Genomic DNA, 22219 nt, shown 5'->3' on the forward strand with positions numbered 1-22219 from the left:
GACAGTACGCGCTCCTCGGGGGAGCCGACCGGCGGAAATCGGACGTGGACGTCCATCGATTTGAGGTGGGGAAATCAGCGGAAATCGGACGTGAGTATTTCAGCTGCCCGGCGTGGTGGACGCGGGAGCGCGGGCCGCGTCCACCACGCCGGGGCCGCCTACTTCGACGAGACTCCCACTCCCAGGTCGAACTCCCGGTAGACGCGAGCCCAGAACCCGTCGCGCAGCCAGACCCGGGCCTCCGGGTAGGGCCGCAGCGAGTGGCCGAGTTCCTTCTCCGCCTCGATCAGCAGCTCGGTGTCGATGACGGTCGGCAGGATCGGCCCGGGCAGCAGGTCGCGGATGTTGTCGCGGCCTCGGGTGAGGATCCACTTCTGGGCCACGTGCTCGCCCACGTCCTCCACGCGCGGCCGGCTGGGCCCGAGTTTGGCGACCTGGCCGGGTTTGGCGTGGGGTTTGACGGGTGCGCGCCCGGCGAACACCTGGGCGGGCGAGGGCGCGGCGGCGGGCGGTGCGACCGGCACGGGTTGGGGAGCACGGCTGAAAAACGGCCTCAGGAAATCAGCGGAGATCACTTCCACGGTGTCGGACTCCCACACCAGGCGTTCGGCCTGGTTGGTGCCGTACGGCGGCTCGACCCCCCACAGATGGATGCGCACGCCGTACGCCTGCGCCGCCTCGACCGCGGGAACCATGTCCTCATCGCCCGCCAGCAGGATCGTGTCGGTGACCGCATGATGCCGGGCGAGCGCTTCCAGGTCACTGCGGATCTGCGCGTCCACGCCCTTCTGCTGACCACGGGCGTTCAGGTTGCCAAGCCGCACCTTGACCCAGGGAAGCTGGGCGATGACACGCTGGTCGACGGTGGGCACACGATCTCGGGCCGCGTCATACCAATAGATCCGCAGGAGTTCGCCGGAAATGCGTTCCTCTGCATGTTTCTGTAGACTCTGGATGAGCTCATCCGCGGCCACCCGATATTCCTTGCGCTCCTTCGCGCCGAGCAGCACTTCGCCTGCCGCAGCGTACAGATAACCGACATCCACTAGGACGGCGTACTTGGCTGCCACAGGATGCGGCATGAGGTCTGGGATGGCCATGTCGTCCTCCAGGCCGCGGTGTTAGTTGATCGGCTGACTATATACGCCTACTTTCTCTAGATAGTCCCAACTCCCGGGGAACTTGACACCCGATTCCCAGGATCTATCTAGGGTAGAGCGCTCATCCGCCATGCCGACTTCCCTGGGACGACAGGGTTACGCATACCTCTAGCCGGGTTTCGCCATGTTTGTCGAGGGGGTGCGGGAGCGGACTTCGGTTCGGCTCGCGAGGTCCCTCGCGCGGCGAGTACGGCCGCCAACGCGGCGATCTCCTCGGGCGTGGCGTCGCCCCGGACAATTCGCAGATGTGCCGTCACAGCGGGATGTTCCCATGCTTCTTGGGCGGCAGTGTCGCCCGTTTGTTCCGCAGCGCCCGCAGCGCTCTGACGACCTGCTCCCGGGTTTCGGCCGGCCGGATCACCGCGTCCACGTAGCCGCGCTCGGCTGCGATGTAGGGGTTGGCCAGCGTGTCCTCGTACTCGGTGACGAGCCTGGCCCGCTCGGCCTCCGGGTCGTCGGCGGCGGCCAGGTCGCGCCGGTAGAGGATGTTGACCGCGCCCTGGGCGCCCATGACCGCGATCTGCGCGGTGGGCCAGGCCAGGTTCACATCCGCGCCGAGGTGTTTGGATCCCATGACGTCGTACGCGCCCCCGTACGCCTTCCGCGTGATCACCGTGATCAACGGCACGGTGGCCTCGGCGTAGGCGTACAGGAGCTTGGCGCCCCTGCGGATGATTCCGTTCCATTCCTGATCCGTCCCGGGCAGGAAACCCGGCACATCAACAAAAGTCAGTATCGGAATATTAAAAGCATCACATGTTCGAATAAAGCGTGCGGCCTTCTCTGAAGCGTTGATATCCAGACATCCGGCGAAATGCATGGGTTGGTTGGCCACGACGCCGACGCTCTGACCGTCGACCCGGCCGTACCCCACCACGATGTTCGGCGCGAACAGCGGGTGGACCTCCAGGAACTCCCCGTCGTCCAGCACGTGCTCGATCACCCGGTGCATGTCGTACGGCTGGTTCGGCGAGTCGGGGATCAGCCCGTCGAGCCCGGGGTCGGGCTCCAGGTCCGTGGCGGCCTCGAAGACGGGCGCCTCGTCGAGGTTGTTGGACGGCAGGTACGACAGCAGCCCCTTGACGTACTCGAGCGCGTCCTCCTCGTCGGCGGCCTGGTAGTGGGCCACGCCCGACTTGGTGTTGTGCGCGTGGGCCCCGCCGAGCTCCTCGAAGGTGACCTCCTCGCCCGTCACCGTCTTGATCACGTCGGGCCCCGTGATGAACATCTGCGACGTCTGGTCCACCATCACCACGAAGTCGGTCAGCGCGGGGGAGTAGACGTGCCCGCCGGCCGCGGCGCCCATGATGAGCGAGATCTGCGGGATCACCCCGGACGCGTGCACGTTGCGCTTGAAGATCTCCGCGTACAGGCCGAGCGCGACCACGCCCTCCTGGATGCGCGCGCCGCCGCCCTCGTTGATCCCGATGATCGGGCAGCCGGTCTTGATCGCCAGATCGAGCACCTTGACGATCTTCTCGCCGTACACCTCGCCGAGCGAGCCGCCGAAGACGGTCACGTCCTGCGAGAACACGCAGACCTGCCGCCCGTCCACCGTGCCGTACCCGGTGATGACGCCGTCGCCGTACGGCCGCCGCTTGTCCAGCCCGAACATCGACGACCGATGCCTGGCGAACTCGTCGAACTCCACGAACGAGCCCTCGTCCAGCAGTGCGAGCACCCGCTCGCGCGCGGTCATCTTGCCCTTGGCGTGCTGCTTGTCCACCGCCGCCGCCGAGCCCGCGTGCAGGGCCTCGTCGAGCCGCTGCTCCAGGTCGGCGATCTTCCCGGCGGTGGTGTGGATATCCGGCTTGCCCGGTAGAGGTGCCGCGGCTGTGCTCATGCGCGCAAGGCTAGTCCCTCCTCCTATGGTGGATCCATGACGACTGCGGTTGCGACCCACGGCCTGTACAAGCGCTACGGCCGGCAGATCGCGGTGGCGGGAGTCGACCTCACCGTGCCCGCGGGCAGCTTCGCGGGGCTCGTCGGGCCCAACGGGGCAGGCAAGACGACCACATTAAGCATGATCACCGGGCTGCTGCGTCCCGACGGCGGCTCCGCCGAGGTGGACGGCTTCCACGTGTGGCGCGACCCCGTCGAGGTCAAGGCCCGCATCGGCGTGTTGCCAGAGGGGCTGCGGCTGTTCGAACGGCTGTCGGGCCGCGAGCTGCTGCTCTACAACGGCCGGCTGCGCGGCATCCCCAAGGCCGACGTCGAGCAGCGCGCGGACGAACTGCTGGCCGTGATGGACCTGTCCGGCGCCGCCGACAAGCTCGTCGTCGACTACTCCACCGGCATGCGCAAGAAGATCGGGCTGGCGGCGGCGCTGCTGCACAACCCGTCGGTGCTCTTCCTGGACGAGCCGTTCGAGGGCGTCGACCCGGTCAGCGCCAACACCCTCACCGAGGTCCTCCAGCGTTTCACCGCCTCCGGCTCGACCGTCATCTTCTCCAGCCACGTGATGGACCTGGTCGAGCGGCTGTGCGACTGGGTGTCGGTGATGAGCGCGGGCCACATCGTGGCGCAGGGTCCGCTGGCGGACGTACGCGGCGGGCGCAGCCTCAACCAGGCGTTCCTGGAGCTGGTGGGCGGCCCGCGTGGAAGCGGTCAAGCGGGCCTGACCTGGCTGGGATCCAAGACCGCCGAGCCTGGGGCCGGCGAATGACCATCGTCCTGCTGTTCGCGCAGCTCAAGCTGCGCCTGCTGGCCGGCAACCTGCGCGGCGACCTTCAGCGCAGGCTCGGCTTCGTCTTCACCCTGCTCATCGCGGCCGGCCTGGCCGTGCTCGGCTTCTTCCTGATGAGCCTGCTCCGGCTGGCCCCCGGCGACATCGCCGCCTCGCTGGTGATCGTGGCGTTCACGTCCTTCCTCATCGGCTGGATGATCGTGCCGCTGCTCGCGTTCGGCCTGGACGACACGCTGGACCCGGCCAAGTTGTCGCTGTTCCCGCTGCGAACGCGCGAGCTGGCGGTCGGCATGTTCACCGCCTCCGTCACCGGCGTGTGGCCGGTGGCGACGCTGATCGTGATGTTCGGCGCGCTGGCCGGGCTGGCGCGCGGCCCCGGCGGCCTGCTGCTCGGCGTGCCGGCCGTGCTGCTGCAGTTCGCGCTCTGCGTGGTGGCCTCACGGCTGATCACCACGTCGCTGTCCAGCGCGCTGCGCACCCGGCGCGGACGCGACGTGCTGGGCGTGGCCGCTCTGCTCGTGGTGGTGCTCGCGCAACTGCCCAACCTGCTGATGAACCGCGGCTTCGGCGACCCCGAGGCCATGCTGCACCAGATGGCCGCGGTGCTCAGGTGGACGCCGCCCGGCATGGCGGCGCACGCGATCGCCGACGGCGGTCTGGTGGGCCTGGCCGAGCTGGCCGGGGTGGCCGCGCTCGTCGTGCTGCTCGGCTGGTTGTGGATCAAGGCGTTGAGCCGGGCCCTGGTCACGCCCGACGTCTCCACCCAGGGCGCCTCGGTGCGCAAGGGCAGCGGGCTGGCCGACCGGTTCCTGCCCGACGGGCCGCTCGCGGCGGTGGTGAACAAGGAGCTGAAGTACATCCGGCGTGAGCCCAGGTTCCGGGTGGGCTGGTTCAGCGCCATCGTGGTCACGATCGCGCTGTCGTTCTCGCTGGGCCGCAGCGCGGGCGGCGCGGAAGGGCTGCCGATCGTGCTCACCTCGGTCGGCGCCCTGATGATCGCGCTGCAGGCGGGCAACGTGTTCGGCATCGACGGGCGCTCGCTGTGGATGAACGCCGTCGCGTTCGGCGACCGGCGCGCCCTGGCCACCGACCTGGCCGGGCGGCACCTGGCCAACGCGCTGATCGCCGTCCCGCTGCTGGCCGTCATCGCGGTCGCGACCGGGGTGTTCACCGGCCATCCCGCCATGATCGTGCCGGCGGCGCTGGCCGGGTGGGGAGCACTCGGGATCGGGCTCGGCGTCGGCTCGGTGACCAGCGTGGTCCTGCCCTATTCCGTCCCGGAGCGGATGAACGCCTTCAGCGGCGCCGCACCCGGGCAGGGCGGGCTGGCGTTCGCCTCGGCCCTCGGCGCGACGTTCGGCGTCGTCCTGCTGGCGGTGCCGCTCGTGGTGTCTCTCGCCTTCGGGCTGCTGTGGGTCAGCGCGCTGGCGCCGTTCTACGGCCTGCTGGCCGAGGTGCTTGGCAGGCGCCTGGCGGCCGGCATCGGCTACGCCCGCCTCCCCGAGCTGCTGGCGGCCATCTCCAAGGGGAGCTGAATGGTCTAGTCCAGTGGGTGAGACCGGTCTACGGGCGATTCGGGCGACTCGATACTCTGCGAAACATGATTGACCAGGGGCTCGAGCGTCGCAGTGCCGCCGTAACCGAGATGCCGGACGAGCTGCGCCACGATGTGCGTCTGCTCGGCAAACTGCTCGGCCAGGTACTCGCTGAACAGGGTGGCGAGGACCTGCTGGCCGACGTCGAAAAACTCCGCAAAGCCGTCATCGCAGCACGAAGAGGCGAGGTCTCGGCCGACGAGATCACTGCCATGATCGCCGAATGGGAAATCGAACGCGCGGTCGAGGTCGCCCGCGCGTTCACCTGCTACTTCCACCTGGCCAACCTGGCCGAGGAGCACTACCGCATCCGCACGCTACGCGAACGTGACGCCGAGGGCAGGGTGCAGCGCGAGTCGATGGCGCAGGCCGTGCAGGAGCTGGGCCACGAGCGCGTCGCCGAGTTGCTCAAGGGCCTGGAGCTGCATCCGGTGCTCACCGCCCACCCCACAGAGGCGCGCAGGCGCGCGGTCGTCACCGCCATCCAGCGGATCAGCGGCCAGCTCTCCGAGTACAACGCGCCCGGTCGCGGCGCCTCCGAGCGGGCCGAGAACAAGCGGCGCATGCTGGAGGAGATCGACCTGCTGTGGCGCACGGCCCAGCTCCGCTCCACCAAGCTCGACCCGCTCGACGAGGTCCGCACCGCCATGGCCGCCTTCGACGAGACGCTGTTCCGCATGGTGCCGCAGGTCTACCGGGCGCTGGACGCGGCGCTCGACGGGGGCTCCGGCACCCGTCCGCCGCAGGCCAGGCCCTTCATCAGGTACGGAAGCTGGATCGGCGGCGACAGGGACGGCAACCCGAACGTCACCGCCAGGGTCACCCGCGAGACCATCCAGATCCAGTCCGAGCACGTGCTGACCGCTCTTGAGACCGCCTGCACGCGCATCGGCCGCACGTTGACCGCCTCCGCGCAGTTCGTCCCCTGCGCGCCCAAGCTGAAGTCGGCGCTGGCCTCGGCCGTCGACACCTACCCCGACGTCGTCTCCGAGCTGGCCACCAGGTCGCCGCGCGAGCCGCACCGGCAGTGGCTGCTGTTCGTGGCCGCCCGCATCGCCGCCACCCGGCGGCGCGATCTCGACCTGGCCTACCGTTCGCCCGCCGAGCTGCTGGCCGACCTCAAGCTCGCGCAGGAGTCGCTGGCCGGCTCGGCGCCGCGGCAGGCGTACGGCGAGCTGCAGCACCTCATCTGGCAGGTGGAGACGTTCGGCTTCCACCTGGCCGAACTGGAGGTGCGCCAGCACTCCCAGGTGCACGCGGCGGCCCTTGCGGAGTTGCGGGCCGGCGGCGAGCTGTCGGAGCGCACCGAGGAGGTCCTGGCCACGATCCGGGTGATCGGCTGGATCCAGGAGCGGTTCGGCACCACGGCCTGCTCGCGCTACGTCGTGTCGTTCACCCGTTCGGCCGCCGACATGGCGGCCGTCCACGAGCTGGCCGGGTACGCGCTCGGCGACCGCGCGCCCGTGCTCGACGTGGTGCCGCTGTTCGAGTCGGGCCAGGACCTGGCCAACTCCCCGGACGTGCTGTCGGGGATGCTGGAGATCCCGCAGGTCCAGGAACGGCTCGCCGACACCGGCCGGCGTATGGAGATCATGCTCGGCTACTCCGACTCGGCCAAGGAACTCGGCCCCGCCGCCGCCACGCTGCGCCTGTACGAGGCGCAGGAGGCGCTGACCGCGTGGGCCGCCGAGCACGACGTCAAGCTGCGCATGTTCCACGGCCGGGGCGGCGCGCTCGGCCGGGGCGGCGGCCCGGCCAACCGCGCGGTGCTGGCCCAGGCCCCCGGCTCGGTCGCGGGCCGGTTCAAGGTCACCGAGCAGGGCGAGGTCATCTTCGCCCGCTACGGCCACATCGCCATCGCCCGCCGCCATCTGGAGCAGGTCACCAACGCCGTCCTGCTGGCCTCCTCGCCCACCGTCGGCGCCCGCACGGCCGCCGCCGCCGACCGTTTCCGCGGGCTGGCGGAAGAGGTCGCCACGGCCTCCGAGCGGGCCTACCGCGCGCTCACCGAGGCGCCGGGCTTCCCCGAGTGGTTCGCCCTGGTCAGCCCGCTGGAGGAGATCGGCACGCTCCGCCTCGGCTCCCGCCCGGCCCGCCGCGGCCTGGGCGCGCCGCGCTCGCTCGACGACCTGCGGGCCATCCCGTGGGTGTTCGCGTGGGCGCAGACGCGGGTCAACCTGCCCGGCTGGTACGGCCTGGGCACCGGCCTGGCCGAGGCCGGCTCCCTGGACGAGCTGCGCGCGGCCTACCAGGAGTGGCCGCTGTTCAACGCGATGCTCGACAACGCCGAGATGTCGCTGGCCAAGACCGACCGCTCGATCGCCGAGCGTTACCTGGCGCTCGGCGGCAGGGACGACTTCAGCCGGCAGGTCATGGAGGAGTACGACAGGACCCGCGACCTGGTGCTGCGGGTCACGGGCCACAAGCGGCTGCTGGAGAACCGCAAGGTGCTGTCGCGGGCCGTCCAGCTCCGCGACCCGTACGTGGACGCGCTGTCGCACCTGCAGTTGCGGGCCCTGCGCGCGCTGCGCACGGGGCAGCCGTCGGAGCAGGAGCGCGAGCGCCTGTCCACGCTCCTGCTGCTGTCGGTCAACGGGGTGGCGGCGGGCCTGCAGAACACCGGCTGACCCGCGCGCGGGGCAGGAGCGAAGTGGTTTATTCCATGACGATCCGCTCCTGTCCCGCGTACACGTTGCACCGCTCGCCCCTGAGAAACCCGACCAGTGTCATGCCGAACTCCCTGGCCACGTCCACGGCCAGCGACGACGGCGCCGACACCGCGCACACCGCGGGAACGCCCGCCGCCAGGGCCTTCTGCATGATCTCGTAGCTGGTCCGGCCGCTCACCATGAGCACGTGCTCGGCCAGCGGCAGTCGCCCGGTCAGCGCCGCCCAGCCGACCAGTTTGTCCACCGCGTTGTGGCGGCCGACGTCCTCGCGCACCGCCACCGGCGTCCCCGAGGCCGAGAACAGCCCGGCCGCGTGCAGGCCGCCCGTCTTGCCGAACACGCCCTGGGCCGCGCGCAGGGTGTCCGGCAGGCCGTACAGGAGGCCGGGGGTGAGCTTCAGCGAGCCTCCCGGGACGGGCCTGCAGCGGTCGCGCAGCACGTCGAGGCTGGCCGAGCCGCAGACGCCGCACGCGCTGGAGGTGAGGAAGTGGCGCTCAAGCACGGGCAGGTCGGGGATGGGGCCGTGCAGGCGTACGGTGACGGTGTTGTAGCGGGCCTCGGGCGGTACGTCCTCGTCGGTGCAGTACGCGATCGCGGCGATCCGCTCGGGGCCGGCCAGGCCCTCGCCGTGCAGGAACCCGGCGGCCAGTTCGAAGTCGTGTCCCGGCGTGCGCATGGTGATCGCGACGGTCCTGCGCGTGCCGTCGGGCGCGGCGAGGCGGATCTCCAGCGGCTCCTCCGTGGCCAGGTCGTCGCGGCGGTCGGTGGCGGACGCGCCGGACAGCTCCCTGATCCTGACCCGGGTGGTGGGGCCCGGTCGCGCCTTCACAGCGGCCTGAGGGCGTTGTCGTCGGGGGTGTGCGTCTGTGGCGAGTTCCTTGCATCCATCTCTCCATCCTCCTCGCTGCGAAGATAGGGGGATGCCCGACTCTCGATACTCCGACCTCGAACGCCCGCCCCTGTCGGAGGCGGCTCTCAACCGCGCCCTGGTGCGCCCCGGCTCCCTGTGGACGGGCGTCACCGTCGTGGAGAGCACCGGGTCCACGAACGCCGACCTGGCCGAGGCCGCCCGCCGGGGCGCCGAGGAGGGCGCGGTGCTGGTGGCGGAGGCCCAGGAGGCGGGCCGCGGCAGGCTGGGCCGCACCTGGTCCGCGCCGCCGCGCTCCGGGCTGACGTTCTCGATCCTGCTGCGCCCCGAGGCGCCGCCGGCCGCTCAGGGCTGGCTGTCCCTGCTGTACGGCGTCGCCGCCGCCTCGGCCGTACGCCGCCTGGCCGAGGTGGACGTCCGCCTCAAATGGCCCAACGACCTGCTGATCGGCGAGCGCAAGCTGGCCGGCGTGCTGGCCGAGCGCGTCGGTGACGCCGTCGTGATCGGCATGGGCCTGAACGTCACGCTCAGGCCGGAGGAGCTGCCCGTCGAGACGGCCACGTCGCTGGGCATCGAGGAGGCGGCCTGCCTCGACCGCGACCCGCTGCTGCGGGCCGTCCTGCGGGAGGTCGAGGCCCACTACAGGGAGTGGGCGCAGGCGGGCGGCGACGCCGAGGCGTCCGGGCTGCGCTCGGCGTACCTGGCGGCCAGCGCCACGATCGGACGGCGGGTCAGGGTGGAGCTGCCGAACGAGCAGTCACTGACCGGCCTGGCGACGGGCGTCGACCACTTCGGGCACCTCCTGCTGGACGCGGAGGGCGAGCAGTACACGCTGAGCGCCGGTGACGTCGTGCACGTGCGCCCCGCGACGTAGCAGCCGGGTGGCGATTGGTGGCACGATTTGGGCCATGACCATTCCCGACCATCATCTGACGCAGGGTGAGCGGCGCATACGGTCCTTCCACCCACACTGGAAGCGGCTCATCGGCCCCTTTGTCGCGTTGATCCTCATCGCCGCCGCCTCGGGCGCGGCGATCTACTTCGTCCCCGCCGACTGGGGACAGTACGCCGCCTACGTCAGGATCGCGATCGGTGTCATCGCCCTCATCCTGCTGACGATCTGGTCGTTCGTGCCCTACCTGCAGTGGAAGAACACCGGCTACGTGCTCACCACCCACCGCTTCACGATCAGCACGGGCGTGCTCAACAAGTCGACGGACGAGATCCCGATCGCCAAGGTCAACACGGTCAGCTCCGACCAGACCTTCGCCGAGCGGTTTCTGGGCTGCGGCACGCTGACCGTCGAATCCGCCGGCGACCGGGGCGAGATCGTGCTGCGCGACATCCCCAGGATCCAGGACGTCCGCACCGACCTGTTCAGGCTCGTCGAGGACGCCTCCGACGGCGAGATCGACGGACGCTAGTACTCGTCGTCCAGCCCTGTGTCTTGCGGAGATCATCCTCCTGACACAAGATGGCTGCCATGCCGTACGAAGTGCAGGGCGTCATCGCCCGAGCCAAGGGCCAGGAAGTTTCACTCGAAACGGTTGTCGTGCCGGACCCCGGGCCGGGCGAGGCGGTCGTCGACGTGCGGGCGTGCGGTGTCTGCCACACCGACCTGCACTACCGGGAGGGCGGGATCGGCGACGACTTCCCTTACCTGCTCGGTCATGAGGCGGCGGGCGTCGTCGAGGCCGTCGGCGAGGGGGTCACCGGCCTGGAGCCGGGCGACTTCGTGATCCTCAACTGGCGGGCGGTGTGCGGCCAGTGCCGGGCCTGCCTGCGCGGCCGGCCGTGGTACTGCTTCAACACCCACAACGCCAAGCAGAAGATGACGCTCAAGGACGGCACCGAGTTGTCGGCCGCGCTGGGGATCGGCGCGTTCCTGGAAAAGACGCTGGTGGCCGCCGGTCAGTGCACCAAGGTCTCCGCCGAGGCGCCCGCCGAGGTCGCGGGCCTGCTCGGCTGCGGTGTGATGGCCGGGCTGGGCGCGGCCGTCAACACCGGCGCGGTGACGCGCGGCGACAGCGTGGCCGTCATCGGCTGCGGCGGCGTCGGCGACGCGGCCATCCTCGGCTCCTCGCTGGCCGGAGCCGCCACGATCATCGCCGTGGACGTGGACGACCGCAAGCTGGCCTGGGCCCGCGACTTCGGCGCCACCCACACGGTCAACTCCCGCGAGAACGACCCGGTCGCCGCCATCCGCGACCTGACCGGCGGCAACGGCGCCGACGTGGTCATCGAGGCGGTGGGGCGGCCGGAGACGTACCGGCAGGCCTTCTACGCCCGCGACCTGGCCGGCACGGTCGTCCTGGTCGGCGTGCCGACCCCGGAGATGAAGCTGGAGCTGCCGCTGCTCGACGTGTTCGGCCGAGGCGGCGCGCTGAAGTCCTCCTGGTACGGCGACTGCCTGCCCTCGCGCGACTTCCCGATGCTCATCGACCTGTTCCTGCAGAACAGGCTGCCGCTGGACAAGTTCGTCACCGAGACCATCGCGCTCGACCAGGTCGAAGAGGCGTTCGGCAAGATGCACCGCGGTGAGGTGCTGCGTTCGGTGGTGAGGCTCTAGATGATCGACCGCGTCATCACCTCGGGGACGTTCTCACTCGACGGCGGCACCTGGGACGTCGACAACAACATCTGGCTGGTCGGCGACGCCCGCGAGGTCGTCGTCATCGACGCCGCCCACGACGCCGCCGCGATCGCCGAGCGGGTGGGCGGGCGCACGGTCAAGGCCATCGTCTGCACCCACGCGCACAACGACCACATCAACGCCGCGGGGGAGCTCGCCGAGCTGACCGGCGCGCCGATCCGCCTCCACCCCGCCGACCAGGTGTTGTGGGAGCAGCACTACGGCGACGCGGTGTCGTACGAGCCGATGGAGGACGGCGAGAAGATCGCCGTCGGCGGGATCGCGCTGCAGGTCCTGCACACGCCTGGCCACGCGCCCGGGGCCGTCTGCCTGTACGCTCCCGAGCTGTCGGTGCTGTTCAGCGGCGACACGCTGTTCAAGGGCGGACCTGGCGCGACCGGCCGGTCCTACTCGTCCTTCGACACGATCATCGAGTCGATCAGGGAACGGCTGCTGGGGCTGCCGCCCGAGACCGTCGTCCACACCGGCCACGGCGACTCGACGTCGATCGGCGCGGAGGCCCCGCATCTGGAGGAGTGGATCACCCGAGGTCACTAGGGGTACGCGAGTGTGGCGCGACTAACATAGGCAAGCCTTACCGAAGTGAGCTATCTTAGGTGTGCCTAACCTAATGGTGCCCACCCCTTCGTGAGAGGCCTGTCCCTGGATGTACGTGTGCATATGTCGTGCTGTTACCGAGAATGAGGTGCACGACTGCATCGCCTCTGGGGCCACGAGTGCGAAGCAGATCCGCGACACCACAGGTGCTGGTGGTGACTGTGCCCGTTGTGTACGGAAGATCTGTGCCATCCTGAAACGGTCTGAAGAACTCACGACCGCATAGTCGGATAGCTACGAGGGGCCCGTTTCATGCAGGGCGACAAGCAGATCATCGAACTCCTCAACGAACAGCTCACCGCGGAGCTCACCGCGATCAATCAGTACTTCCTGCACGCCAAGATGCAGGAGAACTGGGGCTACACCAAGCTCGCCGAGCACACACGCGCGGAATCGATCGACGAGATGCGCCACGCCGAGCGTCTCACCGATCGCATCCTCTTCCTGGAGGGCCTGCCCAACTACCAGCGGCTGGGCACCCTGCACATCGGCCAGACCGTCGAAGAGCAACTGCGGGCCGACCTGGAGGTCGAGCTGTCGGTGGTGCAGCGGCTGCGACCGGCGATCGCGCTGATGCGCGAGAAGGGCGACATCACCTCGGCCCGGATCTTCGAGGAGATCCTGGAGGACGAGGAAGAGCACATCGACTATCTCGAAACCGAGCTCTCGCTGATCCGTTCGCTGGGCGAGCAGCTCTACCTGGCCCGCTACGCCGAGCCGCCGTCCTCCGACGACTGACCGCGTTCCGGGCGGGCGGGCCGTCGGCCCGCCCGCCCGCTCGCACCGCGGTGCGTCCGGCCCTCCCGATGAAAATACCTCGGGACGCTTTGGCGCGACCGCCTCTCGATAACTATCGGGAAAGCGCCGGCAAAGGCGGTAATTTAATCACGACTAACCGATATTTAGTCGTGTTTGCCCAGGTCAATGGATAGGTCAACGACGAGTCAAACCGCGCGCTGCGCCCGGGAAACGATCGCCTAAGGTCCTACGATCGCTTTATGACCTGCGTACTTCTCGCCGAGGATGACACCTCGATCTCCGAGCCGCTCGCGCGCGCACTGCGCCGTGAGGGCTACCAGGTAGAGGTGAGCCCCGACGGCCCTCAGGCCCTGGAAAGGGCTCTGTCGGGCGGTATCGACCTTATAGTCCTTGACCTGGGCCTGCCTGAAATGGACGGCCTGGAGGTCGCCCGCCGGATTCGGGCCGAGGGCCATGGCACCCCGGTTCTCATACTCACTGCCCGCGTCGACGAGGTCGACACGGTGGTCGGCCTCGACGCCGGCGCCGACGACTACGTCACCAAACCGTTCCGGCTGGCCGAACTGCTGGCCCGAGTTCGCGCACTGTTGCGCCGCGGAACTTCGGAAACCCCGGTCGTCCAGGGGGTCCGCATCGACGCCGACTCCCGGCGCGCCTGGATGGGGGAGAAGGAGCTGCACCTGACGACCAAGGAGTTCGACCTGCTGCGCGTGCTCGTACGCGACGCGGGCAAGGTCGTCACCCGCGAACAGATCATGCGGGAGGTGTGGGACACCAACTGGTGGGGCTCCACCAAGACACTCGACATGCACATCTCCTGGCTGCGGCGCAAGCTCGGCGACGATGCCGCCAAGCCGCGTTACATCACCACCGTCCGGGGAGTCGGCTTCCGCTTCGAGCGCGAGTAGGAGATGCGCCGCCGACTGCTCTCCTCAACCCTGGTCGTCGCGGTAATCGCGGTGCTGCTGCTGGGGGTCCCCCTGGGCGTCGTCGTCAGCCGGCTGATCGTCGATGAGGCGGCTCAGGAACTCGGGGCGGAAGCCAAGCGTCTCGTGGGTGAGGTGGAGTATGCCCGCGTTCAGGAGACGCCGCTCGACCCCCAGCAACTGGAGCAGAAGTACCCGGGCAGGTACATACAGATCTGGGAGCGGGGAACCCCCCTGAGGGTGACCGTCGTCGGCACCCCCCCGGCGTCCGGTCACCTGATGACCGAGGACGCCCAGACCAACACCGGCGTCTACGTCCGGATAAGTCGCGACCGCGACCAGGTCGAGCAGGATGTACGCGCGCGTCTCCTGCTGATCGTGGCCCTGGCCGTCGCCGCCCTGGCGGTGGCCGTGAGCCTGGCCGTCGTCCAGTCACGGAGGTTGACGCTGCCCCTGCAGGACCTGGCGAAGATCGCCGACCGGCTGGGCTCCGGTGACGCGCGGCCGAGCAAGCACCGCTACGGCATCCCCGAGCTCGACCGGGTGGCCCAGGTGCTCGACCGCAGCGCCACCCGCATCTCCGACCTGCTCACCCGCGAACGCGAGTTCGCCACCGACGCCTCCCACCAGCTCAGAACCCCCTTGACCGGCCTGACGATGCGGCTGGAGGAGATCGTCGCCGCCTCGAACGAGCCGGAGGTCGTACGCGAGGAGGGCGAGGCGGCGATCGTCCAGGCCGAGCGGCTCACCGCCGTGATCGACGAGCTGCTGGCCGCGGCCCGCCGCCAGCGCCACGCCCAGGCCGAGCCCGTCGCGATCGACGACGTGCTCATCCAGCAGATCAGGGAGTGGGAGCCGGTCTTCCGCGAGGCCGACCGGCTGCTGCGCCTCGAAGGCACGCGCGGGCTGAAGGCGCTGGCCACCACCGGCGGCTTCGGCCAGGTGATCGCCTCGCTGCTGGAGAACTCCCTGCGCCACGGCGGCGGTCCCGTCACCGTCACCACCACCAGCGGTGACAACTACGTGGTCATCGAGGTCGCCGACGAGGGCCCCGGCATCGCCGACGAGATCGCGCCCAAGATCTTCGAGCGGAACGTCAGCGGCGGCGGGGGCACCGGTCTCGGGCTGACGCTGGCCCGCGCGCTGGCCGCCGCCGACGGCGGACGGCTGGAACTGGTACGGCGCCGCCCGGCGACCTTCGCGATCTTCCTTCGCCCGGCCGAGGACGACGATGGCAGGAACCGCGTGGTCAGCGGTCCTGCCTGACCTCCGTCTTGGGCAGCTCGACCGGGATCGGCTCGGTGGCCTCCATGAACACCCACTTCTTGTACGACCAGTAGCGGAACAGGGTGCCGAACCCGATGCCGACGAGGTTGGCGATGTTGAGGCTGAGGCCGTCGTGCAACTCGAGGGTGTACTTGGTGAAGCCGATCACCAGCAGGCCGAACAGCAGGGCGATGCCGTTGAGCAGGAAGAACAGGAAGTATTCGCGCGTCAGGCCGCTCTGCTCGCGGTGACGGAAGGTCCAGAAGCGGTTGCCGATGTAGGCGAAGGTGGCCGAGATCGTGGTCGCGATGACCTTGGACGTCATCGGCCCCCACTCAAGCCCCAGCAGGAACAGGTTGTAGATGCCCGTGTCGAGGACGAAGGCGATGGCTCCGATGCTGCCGAATTTGGCGAGCTCGTGCACCAGGGACGCGAACCGCTCGTAGAGGCGTTTGATGAAGGCCACGTCTCTGGTCGGTCCCTTCCCTCGTCGGCCGATGACGACCCCAGCGTACCGGCCACGATGGAGGCGTGGTGTCAGAGTGGTGAACATCCCCCGCAAAGAACGTCTTGCGAAATATCGCTCTATGACCGGTATTTCCGGGAAGGGGACACTACGCTGCGGTCCATCGCGGGCACGCCCGCGCCGCCGCCCGACGAGCCGGGCGGCTGTCGTGCCCGCAAAGGCGACCCGGAACGGCCGCTCGGCGCTCCGACGCGCGCTGAGCGGTTGGTCAGGCGCGGCGGGAAAAGTCGTTCCGTCCCGGTAAGCTCACCTGGCGTGAGTTCCTTCAGCCCCATCGGACCGGTCGTCGGCATCGTCGGAGCGGGCCAACTGGCCAGGATGACGCAGCCCCCGGCCATCGCGCTCGGCATCGAGCTGCGGGTGCTGGCCAACGCCCCTGACGAGAGCGCCGCCCGGGTGATCGTCGACACGCGCGTCGGAGACTATCGCGATCTTGACGATCTGCTCGAGTTCGCGAAGGGCTGCGACGTGATCACCTTCGACCACGAGCACGTGCCGACCGAGCACATCAGGGCGCTGACCGCGCACGGCCACATCGTGCGTCCCGGCGCCGACGCGCTCGTGCACGCGCAGGACAAGGCCGCGATGCGTGAGCGGCTGACCGCCATCGGCGTGCCCTGCCCGGCCTGGGCGCGGGTCTCGACGGCCGAAGACGTCTCGGCGTTCGCCGCCGAGCACGACTGGCCCGTGGTGCTCAAGGCCGTGCGCGGCGGCTACGACGGCCGAGGCGTGTGGGTGTGCCGGTCCGCCGACGAGGTCGCACAGGCGTTCGAAGCCGGGGTGGAGCTGCTGGCCGAGGCGTTCGTGCCGTTCGAGCGGGAGCTGTCGGTGCTGGTCGCCCGCTCACCACACGGGCAGGGCGTCAGCTATCCGGTCGTCGAGACCGTGCAGCAGGACGGCATCTGCGTCGAGGTGCTCGCCCCCGCGCCCGGTCTCGACCAGGAGGACGCCGCGCAGGCCCAGCGCATCGGCCTGCGCATCGCGCACGCGCTGGGGGTGACCGGGCTGCTGGCGGTCGAACTGTTCGAGACGGCCGACGGGCTGGTGGTCAACGAACTGGCCATGCGGCCCCACAACAGCGGCCACTGGACGATCGAGGGCTCGACGACCTCCCAGTTCGAGCAGCACCTGAGAGCCGTGCTCGACCTGCCGCTCGGCTCGCCCAGGATGACCAGCCAGGCCGTCGTCATGGCCAACCTGCTCGGCGGCGACGAACCCGACCTGTTCAAGCGCTACGAGCACGTCCTGGCCCACGATCCGGGCATCAAACTGCACTTCTACGGCAAGCAGGTGCGTCCAGGGCGCAAGATCGGCCACGTGACCGCCCTCGGCTCCAACCTCGACGAGGTCCGCGCCCGCGCCCGCCACGCCGCCGTCTACCTGGCCACCGGGGAGTACACGTGAGTATCGGGATCGTGATGGGCAGCGACTCCGACTGGCCGGTCATGAAGGCCGCAGCGGAGGCGGTCGCCGAGTTCGACGTGCCGTTCGAGGCCGACGTCGTCTCGGCCCACCGCATGCCGGCCGAGATGATCGACTACGGACGCCAGGCCGCCTCCCGGGGCATCCAGGTGATCATCGCGGGCGCCGGCGGGGCCGCGCACCTGCCCGGGATGCTGGCCTCGGTCACGCCGCTGCCGGTGATCGGGGTGCCGGTGCCGCTGAAGTACCTCGACGGGATGGACTCCCTGCTGTCGATCGTCCAGATGCCCGCCGGGGTGCCGGTGGCCACCGTGGCCGTGGGCGGGGCACGCAACGCCGGGCTGCTGGCCGTGCGCATCCTCGCCGCGTCCGACCCCGGGCTGCGGGAGCGCATGGTGGAGTTCCAGGCGCGGCTGAAGGAGCAGGCGTACGCCAAGGGCGAGAAGCTGCGCGCGGAGGCCGCCGACCTCCTCGGCTGAGCCCTTTCACTCCGGGCGGCCTCGCCGCTACTGTGCCGGGATGGACGAGGTGATCAAGGGTCATGCGGCCCGCGTGCGGGCCGTAGATCCGCTGGTCGGAGGGCATGACGACCTGCGCGAACGGGGTGAGGAGCCGCTGCGGGCCCGCGACGCGGTCGGGGTGGCCTCCGTCGACCGGATCGACCCCGGCAGCCTGCGCGCCTCCTGGTCTCCGCTGACCGTGCACCGACTGGAGGCCAGGGTGGCCGGCCCCGACCCCGAGGCCGCGCTCGGCGGGCTCGTCGACCGGTGGATCGGCGCCCTGCGCTCGGGCGATCCGGAACAGGCGCTGGTGGTGCCGTGGCCGAGCCGGGACACCGCGCCGGTCAGGGCCCTGGCCGTACGCGGCTTCGCGCCCATCGCCGTGTCGGCCGTCCGCCGGCTCAGGAAACGCTCTGTGCGGGCCTCGGCCATTCGCAGGGCCACCCTGGCCGACCTGGAGGTCGTTACGTGGCTGTATGAGCGGTTGGTCGCCTTCGACGCCCAGTTCGGCTGGGTGACCGTGCGGGCCTCCACGTCGGCGCGCATCAGGGAACTGCTGGTCGGCGAGGCCCTGCCGCTGGAGTGGTGCTGGGTGGCCGAGGTGGAGGGCGAGGTGGCGGGCGTCGTCATCGTCTCGCCGCCCGAGCGCTCCCGCTGGATCGCCAGAAGCGTGAACGCCCGGCCGGTCGCGTACCTGGGCGTTCTGTACGTCGAGCCGTCCGTACGGGGGCAGGGCGTGGGCACCGCGCTCACCGAGATCGCCCAGAGCCACGCGGCGGCGCATGGCGTGCACTCCATGGTGCTCCACCACGCGCTGCCGAACCCGTTCTCCGCCCCCTTCTGGGCACGGCGCGGCTACCGCCCGCTGATCACCCAGTGGGTCCGCCACCTGCCGCAGACGACCGGCTAGGGCTCAGGGGCGGCCCAGCGCCCGGTAGTGCCAGCCGGCGGCGCGCCAGGCCTCGGCGTTCAACGCGTTGCGCCCGTCCACGATGCGCCGGGTGGCGACCACCGCGCCCAGTTCCTCAGGATCGAGCGCCACGAACTCCTGCCACTCCGTCAGCAGCAGCACCACGTTTGCCCCGCGAACCGCTTCGACGGCCGACATGCCGTAGTTCAGCTCGGGATGCGCCTTACGAGCGTTGTCGAGCGCGATCGGGTCGTAGACGGTGACCCGTCCGCCTTGCTGACCGATCGTGACGGCGACGTCGAGGGCGGGGGAGTCGCGGATGTCGTCGGAGTTCGGCTTGAAGGCCGCGCCGAGGACGCCCACCGTGCAGCCGTGGAAGGAGCCGCCGGCCAGCTCTCTGGCCAGGTCGACCATGCGGGCTCTGCGCCGCATGTTGATGTCGTCCACCTCGCGCAGGAACGTCAGCGCCTGATCGGCGCCCAGCTCGCCGGCCCTGGCCATGAACGCCCTGATGTCCTTGGGCAGGCACCCGCCGCCGAACCCGAGCCCGGCGTTGAGGAACCGGCCGCCGATGCGGTCGTCGTACGACAGCGCCTCGGAGAGCTGCTTGACGTCGGCGTGCGCGGCCTCGCAGACCTCGGCCATGGCGTTGATGAACGAGATCTTGGTGGCCAGGAAGGCGTTGGCGGCCGTCTTGACCAGCTCGGCGGTGGCGAAATCGGTCACCACGACCGGAACCTCGCCGAGCGGCTCGTACACCTCGCGCAGCACCTTTTCCGCTCGTTCGCTGCGCACGCCGAACACGATGCGATCGGGGTGCAGGGTGTCCTTGACCGCGAACCCCTCCCGCAGGAACTCGGGGTTCCAAGCCAGCTCGACCTGGGGCCCGGCGGGCGCCAGCCGCGAGATCTTGTCCGCCAGCCGCTCGGCCGTGCCGACGGGCACCGTGGACTTGCCCACGATCAGGCATTCGCGGTCGAGGAGCGGGGCCAGGGACTCGATGGCGTTGTCGATGTAGGTCACGTCCGCGGCATACTCGCCGCGTTTCTGGGGAGTGCCCACACAGACGAAGTGCACGTCGCCGAAGGTGGCGGCCTCTTCATATGAGGTGGTGAAGCGGAGACGGCCGGAATCGAGCCCACGGCGGAGGACGGGTTCGAGCCCGGGTTCGTGGATGGGGAGCTCGCCGGCGTTCAGTTTGCGGACTTTGTCGGCGTCGATATCAAGGCCCAGGACGTCGAATCCGAGATCGGCCATGCAAGCCGCATGGGTGATCCCCAGGTATCCGGTCCCGATCACCGTGAGGCGATATGGCACGAGTGAGCTCCTTTCGATCGCGCAGGCATGCTACCGGGTCCCCGCTAACTCCTTTCGTGCCACCTCTGTATGTTCGCAAACCGTACCAGCTGGTAACAAGATGGTCGGACGTCCTAGTATTTGACGCATGAGCTTCCCTCTCTACGCGCCCGCCGAAGAGCACGACATGCTCAGGGAGACGGTCCGGGCCCTGGCCGACGAGAAGATCGCCCCGCACGCCGCGGCGGCCGATGAGAACGAGGAGTTCTCATGGGACGTCTACAAGGCGCTCGTGGCGACCGACCTGCACGCCGTGCACATCCCTGAGCGTTATGAGGGCGCCGGGGCGGACGCGCTGGCCACGGTGATCGTCATCGAGGAGGTGGCCCGCGCCTGCGCCTCCTCCTCCCTGATCCCCGCCGTCAACAAGCTCGGCACGGTCCCGCTCCTGCTCTCGGCCTCGGAGGAGCTGAAAGCCCGCTACCTGCGGCCGGTGGCCAAGGGGGAGGCCATGTTCTCGTACGCGCTGTCGGAGCCGGAGGCCGGCTCGGACGCCGCCTCGATGAGGACCCGGGCCGTGGCGGACGGCGACTCATACGTGCTCAACGGCACCAAAATGTGGATCACCAACGCGGGGGTGTCCGAGTACTACACGGTCATGGCCGTCACCGACCCCGCTGCCGGCGCGCGCGGCATCTCGGCCTTCGTCGTCGAGAAATCCGACGAGGGCGTCTCCTTCGGCCCCAAAGAGAAGAAGCTCGGCATCAAAGGCTCACCCACCCGCCAGGTCATCCTCGACAACGTCCGCATCCCCGCCGACCGCCTCATCGGCGCCCCGGGCACCGGCTTCAAAACCGCCCTGGCCACCCTCGACCACACCCGCGTCACCATCGCCGCCCAAGCCCTCGGCATCGCCCAGGGCGCCCTCGACTACGCGATCGGCTACATCAAGCAACGCAAACAGTTCGGCCGCCCGGTGGCCGACTTCCAGGGCCTGCAGTTCATGGTCGCCGACATGGCAATGAAGCTTGAGGCGGCGCGACAGCTCACCTACCACGCGGCGGCCAAGTCGGAACGCGCGATGAACGGCGAACCCCAGAAAGACCTGACCTTCCTGTCGAGCGCGGCAAAGTGCGCCGCTTCAGACGCCGCCATGGAAATCACCACCGACGCGGTGCAACTGCTCGGCGGGTACGGGTACACGAAGGACTTCCCGGTGGAACGCATGATGCGCGACGCCAAGATCACCCAAATCTACGAGGGCACGAACCAGATCCAGCGCATGGTGATGGCCAGGCAGTTGCTGAAGTAGCTCTGGCATGCGGAAACCCGGCACGTGAGGGCGCGCGCTGCCGGGTTTCGCGCGATGCCCGAGCCCCTTGGTCCGTCGGCGTTCCGTGATCTGTACAGGCGGCTCGGACGCTGCCATGATCGCGTCTCATGGACGTTGACGGCTTCTGGGCAATGATCGAGCGTTCCGCGCAGGAGACAGGCACAAGGGCGGAGCGCCTGGCGTGGCTGGAGGAACGCCTGTCTGTCCTGCCGGCCGAAGAGATCGTCGACTACAAGACGTGGTGGACCATCGCCGCCAATCGCGGTTGCTCCTGGGACATGTACGCGGTCTATTGGGCGCTAATGGGCAGCGGCTCGTCTGACGGGTTCGAGTACTTCGTGAGGTGGCTGATCAGCCTCGGACGCGAAGCTTTCGAAACGGTGGCTGACTGCCCCGACGCCACTATCGATTTGCCGCAGGTCCAGCACGTCCTGGAGCTGGAGCGCTCGTTCCTTCGCGGCTACAGGCGCGTGACCTGGTCCAAGGATGGAAAATTCCGCCTTACGCGGCTCACCCAGCACCGGCGTGAAATATGGACGCGGGAGGAGCGGCCAGCGTTCGAGCTCATGGGCTATGTGACCTTCGAGCCCTATAGGAAGGCGACCGGCCTGGAAACGGACAGCCTGGGTGATGCCGTCCGGGCTTGGGGCGTGGAGAGCAAGTTTCCCCTTCCTGACGTTTCACGCGGAGCCTGATGGCGCGGAATGGGATTTCGGAGATGAAGCGGAGTTCATTCGCCGTCTTCCGCGGGTTGCTCGCCATTACGGGGTTACTCAATAGATCCAGGCAGCAGGACGGACCACGCCATGGGAGAGGTCCGCTTGCTCCGCGAAGTTGTCGAGGGCTACGCGAGTGTCTGACTCTCGACGCTGGTGGCCCGAGGGCGGAACAGCCAGTTGTCGATGGCTTGCCTGACGCGATCATGTGAGCCCGGCGGTGATCATGGTGGTTTGAGAGTCAGGCCGGCCTGTCCAAGGCAGCCGGTGATCAGATGAGGCCGGTACTGGATCTTCTTGAGCTTGCGCTTGACGATGCGGACCAGGCCGTGGAGGT

22 protein-coding genes and 1 pseudogene are annotated in these 22219 nt (G+C 69.3%); 16 read left to right on the forward strand and 7 right to left on the reverse strand.

Translation table 11 applies throughout. The features are described 5' to 3' along the window. Nucleotides 1–158 precede the first annotated feature (158 nt). From ACFOY2_RS51300 to ACFOY2_RS51310, 3 genes are all read right to left on the reverse strand, one after another. Nucleotides 159–1100: an NYN domain-containing protein gene (locus ACFOY2_RS51300; RefSeq protein ID WP_344893383.1), complete on the reverse strand. Its 942-nt coding sequence runs from the start codon at nt 1098–1100 to the stop codon at nt 159–161. 107 nt (nt 1101–1207) lie between these two features. After that, nucleotides 1208–1417 (reverse strand): acyl-CoA carboxylase subunit epsilon, encoded by a 210-nt coding sequence (locus ACFOY2_RS51305; protein WP_379535487.1) that lies wholly within the window; start codon nt 1415–1417, stop codon nt 1208–1210. Next, complete coding sequence (locus tag ACFOY2_RS51310; RefSeq protein WP_379535488.1) at nt 1414–3003, reverse strand: acyl-CoA carboxylase subunit beta; 1590 nt, start codon at nt 3001–3003, stop codon at nt 1414–1416. Before ACFOY2_RS51310 ends, ACFOY2_RS51305 begins: the two co-directional genes overlap by 4 nt. Nucleotides 3004–3039: 36 nt before the next feature. Between ACFOY2_RS51310 and ACFOY2_RS51315 the strand changes: the two genes are divergently transcribed. The 3 genes from ACFOY2_RS51315 (at nt 3040) to ACFOY2_RS51325 (ending at nt 8068) form a co-directional block, all read left to right on the forward strand. After that, the gene (locus ACFOY2_RS51315) at nt 3040–3825 is read left to right on the forward strand and encodes an ABC transporter ATP-binding protein (RefSeq protein WP_379535489.1); all 786 of its coding nucleotides are present in this window, start codon (nt 3040–3042) and stop codon (nt 3823–3825) included. Continuing rightward, nucleotides 3822–5381, forward strand: coding sequence for a hypothetical protein (locus tag ACFOY2_RS51320; RefSeq protein WP_379535490.1), 1560 nt, complete (start codon nt 3822–3824; stop codon nt 5379–5381). The genes ACFOY2_RS51315 and ACFOY2_RS51320 overlap by 4 nt, the downstream gene beginning before the upstream one ends. 65 nt (nt 5382–5446) lie before the next feature. Further along, the gene (locus ACFOY2_RS51325; protein WP_379535491.1) at nt 5447–8068 is read left to right on the forward strand and encodes a phosphoenolpyruvate carboxylase; all 2622 of its coding nucleotides are present in this window, start codon (nt 5447–5449) and stop codon (nt 8066–8068) included. 28 nt (nt 8069–8096) lie between these two features. Here ACFOY2_RS51325 and fdhD read toward each other — a convergent pair whose 3' ends face one another. Continuing rightward, a complete protein-coding gene (gene fdhD, locus ACFOY2_RS51330) occupies nt 8097–8939 on the reverse strand; it encodes a formate dehydrogenase accessory sulfurtransferase FdhD (protein WP_379535492.1) in 843 nt (280 codons plus the stop codon). Nucleotides 8940–9030: 91 nt separating this feature from the next. Between fdhD and ACFOY2_RS51335 the strand changes: the two genes are divergently transcribed. The 8 genes from ACFOY2_RS51335 (at nt 9031) to ACFOY2_RS51370 (ending at nt 15179) form a co-directional block, all read left to right on the forward strand. Beyond that, entirely contained in the window at nt 9031–9852 is an 822-nt protein-coding gene (locus ACFOY2_RS51335; RefSeq protein WP_379535493.1) for a biotin--[acetyl-CoA-carboxylase] ligase, read from the forward strand. A 34-nt stretch (nt 9853–9886) separates the two neighbouring features. After that, nucleotides 9887–10402 carry a PH domain-containing protein gene (locus ACFOY2_RS51340; protein WP_379535494.1) on the forward strand — a complete coding sequence of 172 codons (516 nt, stop codon included), beginning with the start codon at nt 9887–9889 and terminating at the stop codon, nt 10400–10402. Nucleotides 10403–10461: 59 nt separating this feature from the next. Continuing rightward, nucleotides 10462–11547 carry an S-(hydroxymethyl)mycothiol dehydrogenase gene (locus ACFOY2_RS51345; protein WP_379535495.1) on the forward strand — a complete coding sequence of 362 codons (1086 nt, stop codon included), beginning with the start codon at nt 10462–10464 and terminating at the stop codon, nt 11545–11547. Further along, a complete protein-coding gene (locus ACFOY2_RS51350; protein WP_379535496.1) occupies nt 11548–12168 on the forward strand; it encodes an MBL fold metallo-hydrolase in 621 nt (206 codons plus the stop codon). It begins immediately after the preceding gene. A gap of 109 nt (nt 12169–12277) precedes the next feature. Further along, nucleotides 12278–12454 (forward strand): (2Fe-2S)-binding protein, encoded by a 177-nt coding sequence (locus ACFOY2_RS51355; protein WP_127939836.1) that lies wholly within the window; start codon nt 12278–12280, stop codon nt 12452–12454. Between the two features lie 26 nt (nt 12455–12480). After that, complete coding sequence (gene bfr, locus ACFOY2_RS51360; RefSeq protein WP_192790157.1) at nt 12481–12966, forward strand: bacterioferritin; 486 nt, start codon at nt 12481–12483, stop codon at nt 12964–12966. A 260-nt stretch (nt 12967–13226) separates the two neighbouring features. Continuing rightward, nucleotides 13227–13895, forward strand: coding sequence for a response regulator transcription factor (locus tag ACFOY2_RS51365; RefSeq protein WP_043620820.1), 669 nt, complete (start codon nt 13227–13229; stop codon nt 13893–13895). 3 nt (nt 13896–13898) lie between these two features. After that, nucleotides 13899–15179: an ATP-binding protein gene (locus ACFOY2_RS51370; protein WP_379535497.1), complete on the forward strand. Its 1281-nt coding sequence runs from the start codon at nt 13899–13901 to the stop codon at nt 15177–15179. Here ACFOY2_RS51370 and ACFOY2_RS51375 read toward each other — a convergent pair. Beyond that, nucleotides 15163–15645 carry a GtrA family protein gene (locus ACFOY2_RS51375; RefSeq protein WP_379535498.1) on the reverse strand — a complete coding sequence of 161 codons (483 nt, stop codon included), beginning with the start codon at nt 15643–15645 and terminating at the stop codon, nt 15163–15165. The two genes, ACFOY2_RS51370 and ACFOY2_RS51375, sit on opposite strands and share 17 nt — an antisense overlap. A 315-nt stretch (nt 15646–15960) precedes the next feature. Here ACFOY2_RS51375 and ACFOY2_RS51380 point away from each other — a divergent pair, with 315 nt between their 5' ends. From ACFOY2_RS51380 to ACFOY2_RS51390, 3 genes are read left to right on the forward strand one after another with little or no spacing between them, the layout of a single operon-like run. Beyond that, the gene (locus ACFOY2_RS51380; RefSeq protein ID WP_379535499.1) at nt 15961–17109 is read left to right on the forward strand and encodes a 5-(carboxyamino)imidazole ribonucleotide synthase; all 1149 of its coding nucleotides are present in this window, start codon (nt 15961–15963) and stop codon (nt 17107–17109) included. 14 nt (nt 17110–17123) lie between these two features. Next, entirely contained in the window at nt 17124–17606 is a 483-nt protein-coding gene (gene purE, locus ACFOY2_RS51385) for a 5-(carboxyamino)imidazole ribonucleotide mutase (protein ID WP_357812291.1), read from the forward strand. Nucleotides 17607–17646: 40 nt separating this feature from the next. After that, nucleotides 17647–18537: a GNAT family N-acetyltransferase gene (locus ACFOY2_RS51390; RefSeq protein WP_379535500.1), complete on the forward strand. Its 891-nt coding sequence runs from the start codon at nt 17647–17649 to the stop codon at nt 18535–18537. Between the two features lie 3 nt (nt 18538–18540). Here the strand turns inward: ACFOY2_RS51390 and ACFOY2_RS51395 are convergent, their stop codons facing one another. Beyond that, nucleotides 18541–19854, reverse strand: coding sequence for a UDP-glucose dehydrogenase family protein (locus ACFOY2_RS51395; protein ID WP_379535501.1), 1314 nt, complete (start codon nt 19852–19854; stop codon nt 18541–18543). A gap of 127 nt (nt 19855–19981) precedes the next feature. Between ACFOY2_RS51395 and ACFOY2_RS51400 the strand changes: the two genes are divergently transcribed. Together ACFOY2_RS51400 and ACFOY2_RS51405 are read left to right on the forward strand one after the other, a co-directional pair. Further along, nucleotides 19982–21145 carry an acyl-CoA dehydrogenase family protein gene (locus ACFOY2_RS51400; protein WP_379535502.1) on the forward strand — a complete coding sequence of 388 codons (1164 nt, stop codon included), beginning with the start codon at nt 19982–19984 and terminating at the stop codon, nt 21143–21145. Between the two features lie 128 nt (nt 21146–21273). Next, a complete protein-coding gene (locus ACFOY2_RS51405; RefSeq protein ID WP_379535503.1) occupies nt 21274–21861 on the forward strand; it encodes a DUF4240 domain-containing protein in 588 nt (195 codons plus the stop codon). Nucleotides 21862–22106: 245 nt separating this feature from the next. On the opposite strand, the pseudogene ACFOY2_RS54775 reads toward ACFOY2_RS51405, so the two are convergent. Continuing rightward, a pseudogene (locus ACFOY2_RS54775) lies at nt 22107–22217 on the reverse strand (IS630 family transposase); the annotation flags it as partial. Nucleotides 22218–22219 lie beyond the last annotated feature (2 nt).

Origin of the sequence: Nonomuraea purpurea, assembly GCF_042650645.1 — a bacterium.
GTDB classification, from domain to species: Bacteria; Actinomycetota; Actinomycetes; order Streptosporangiales; family Streptosporangiaceae; genus Nonomuraea; species Nonomuraea purpurea.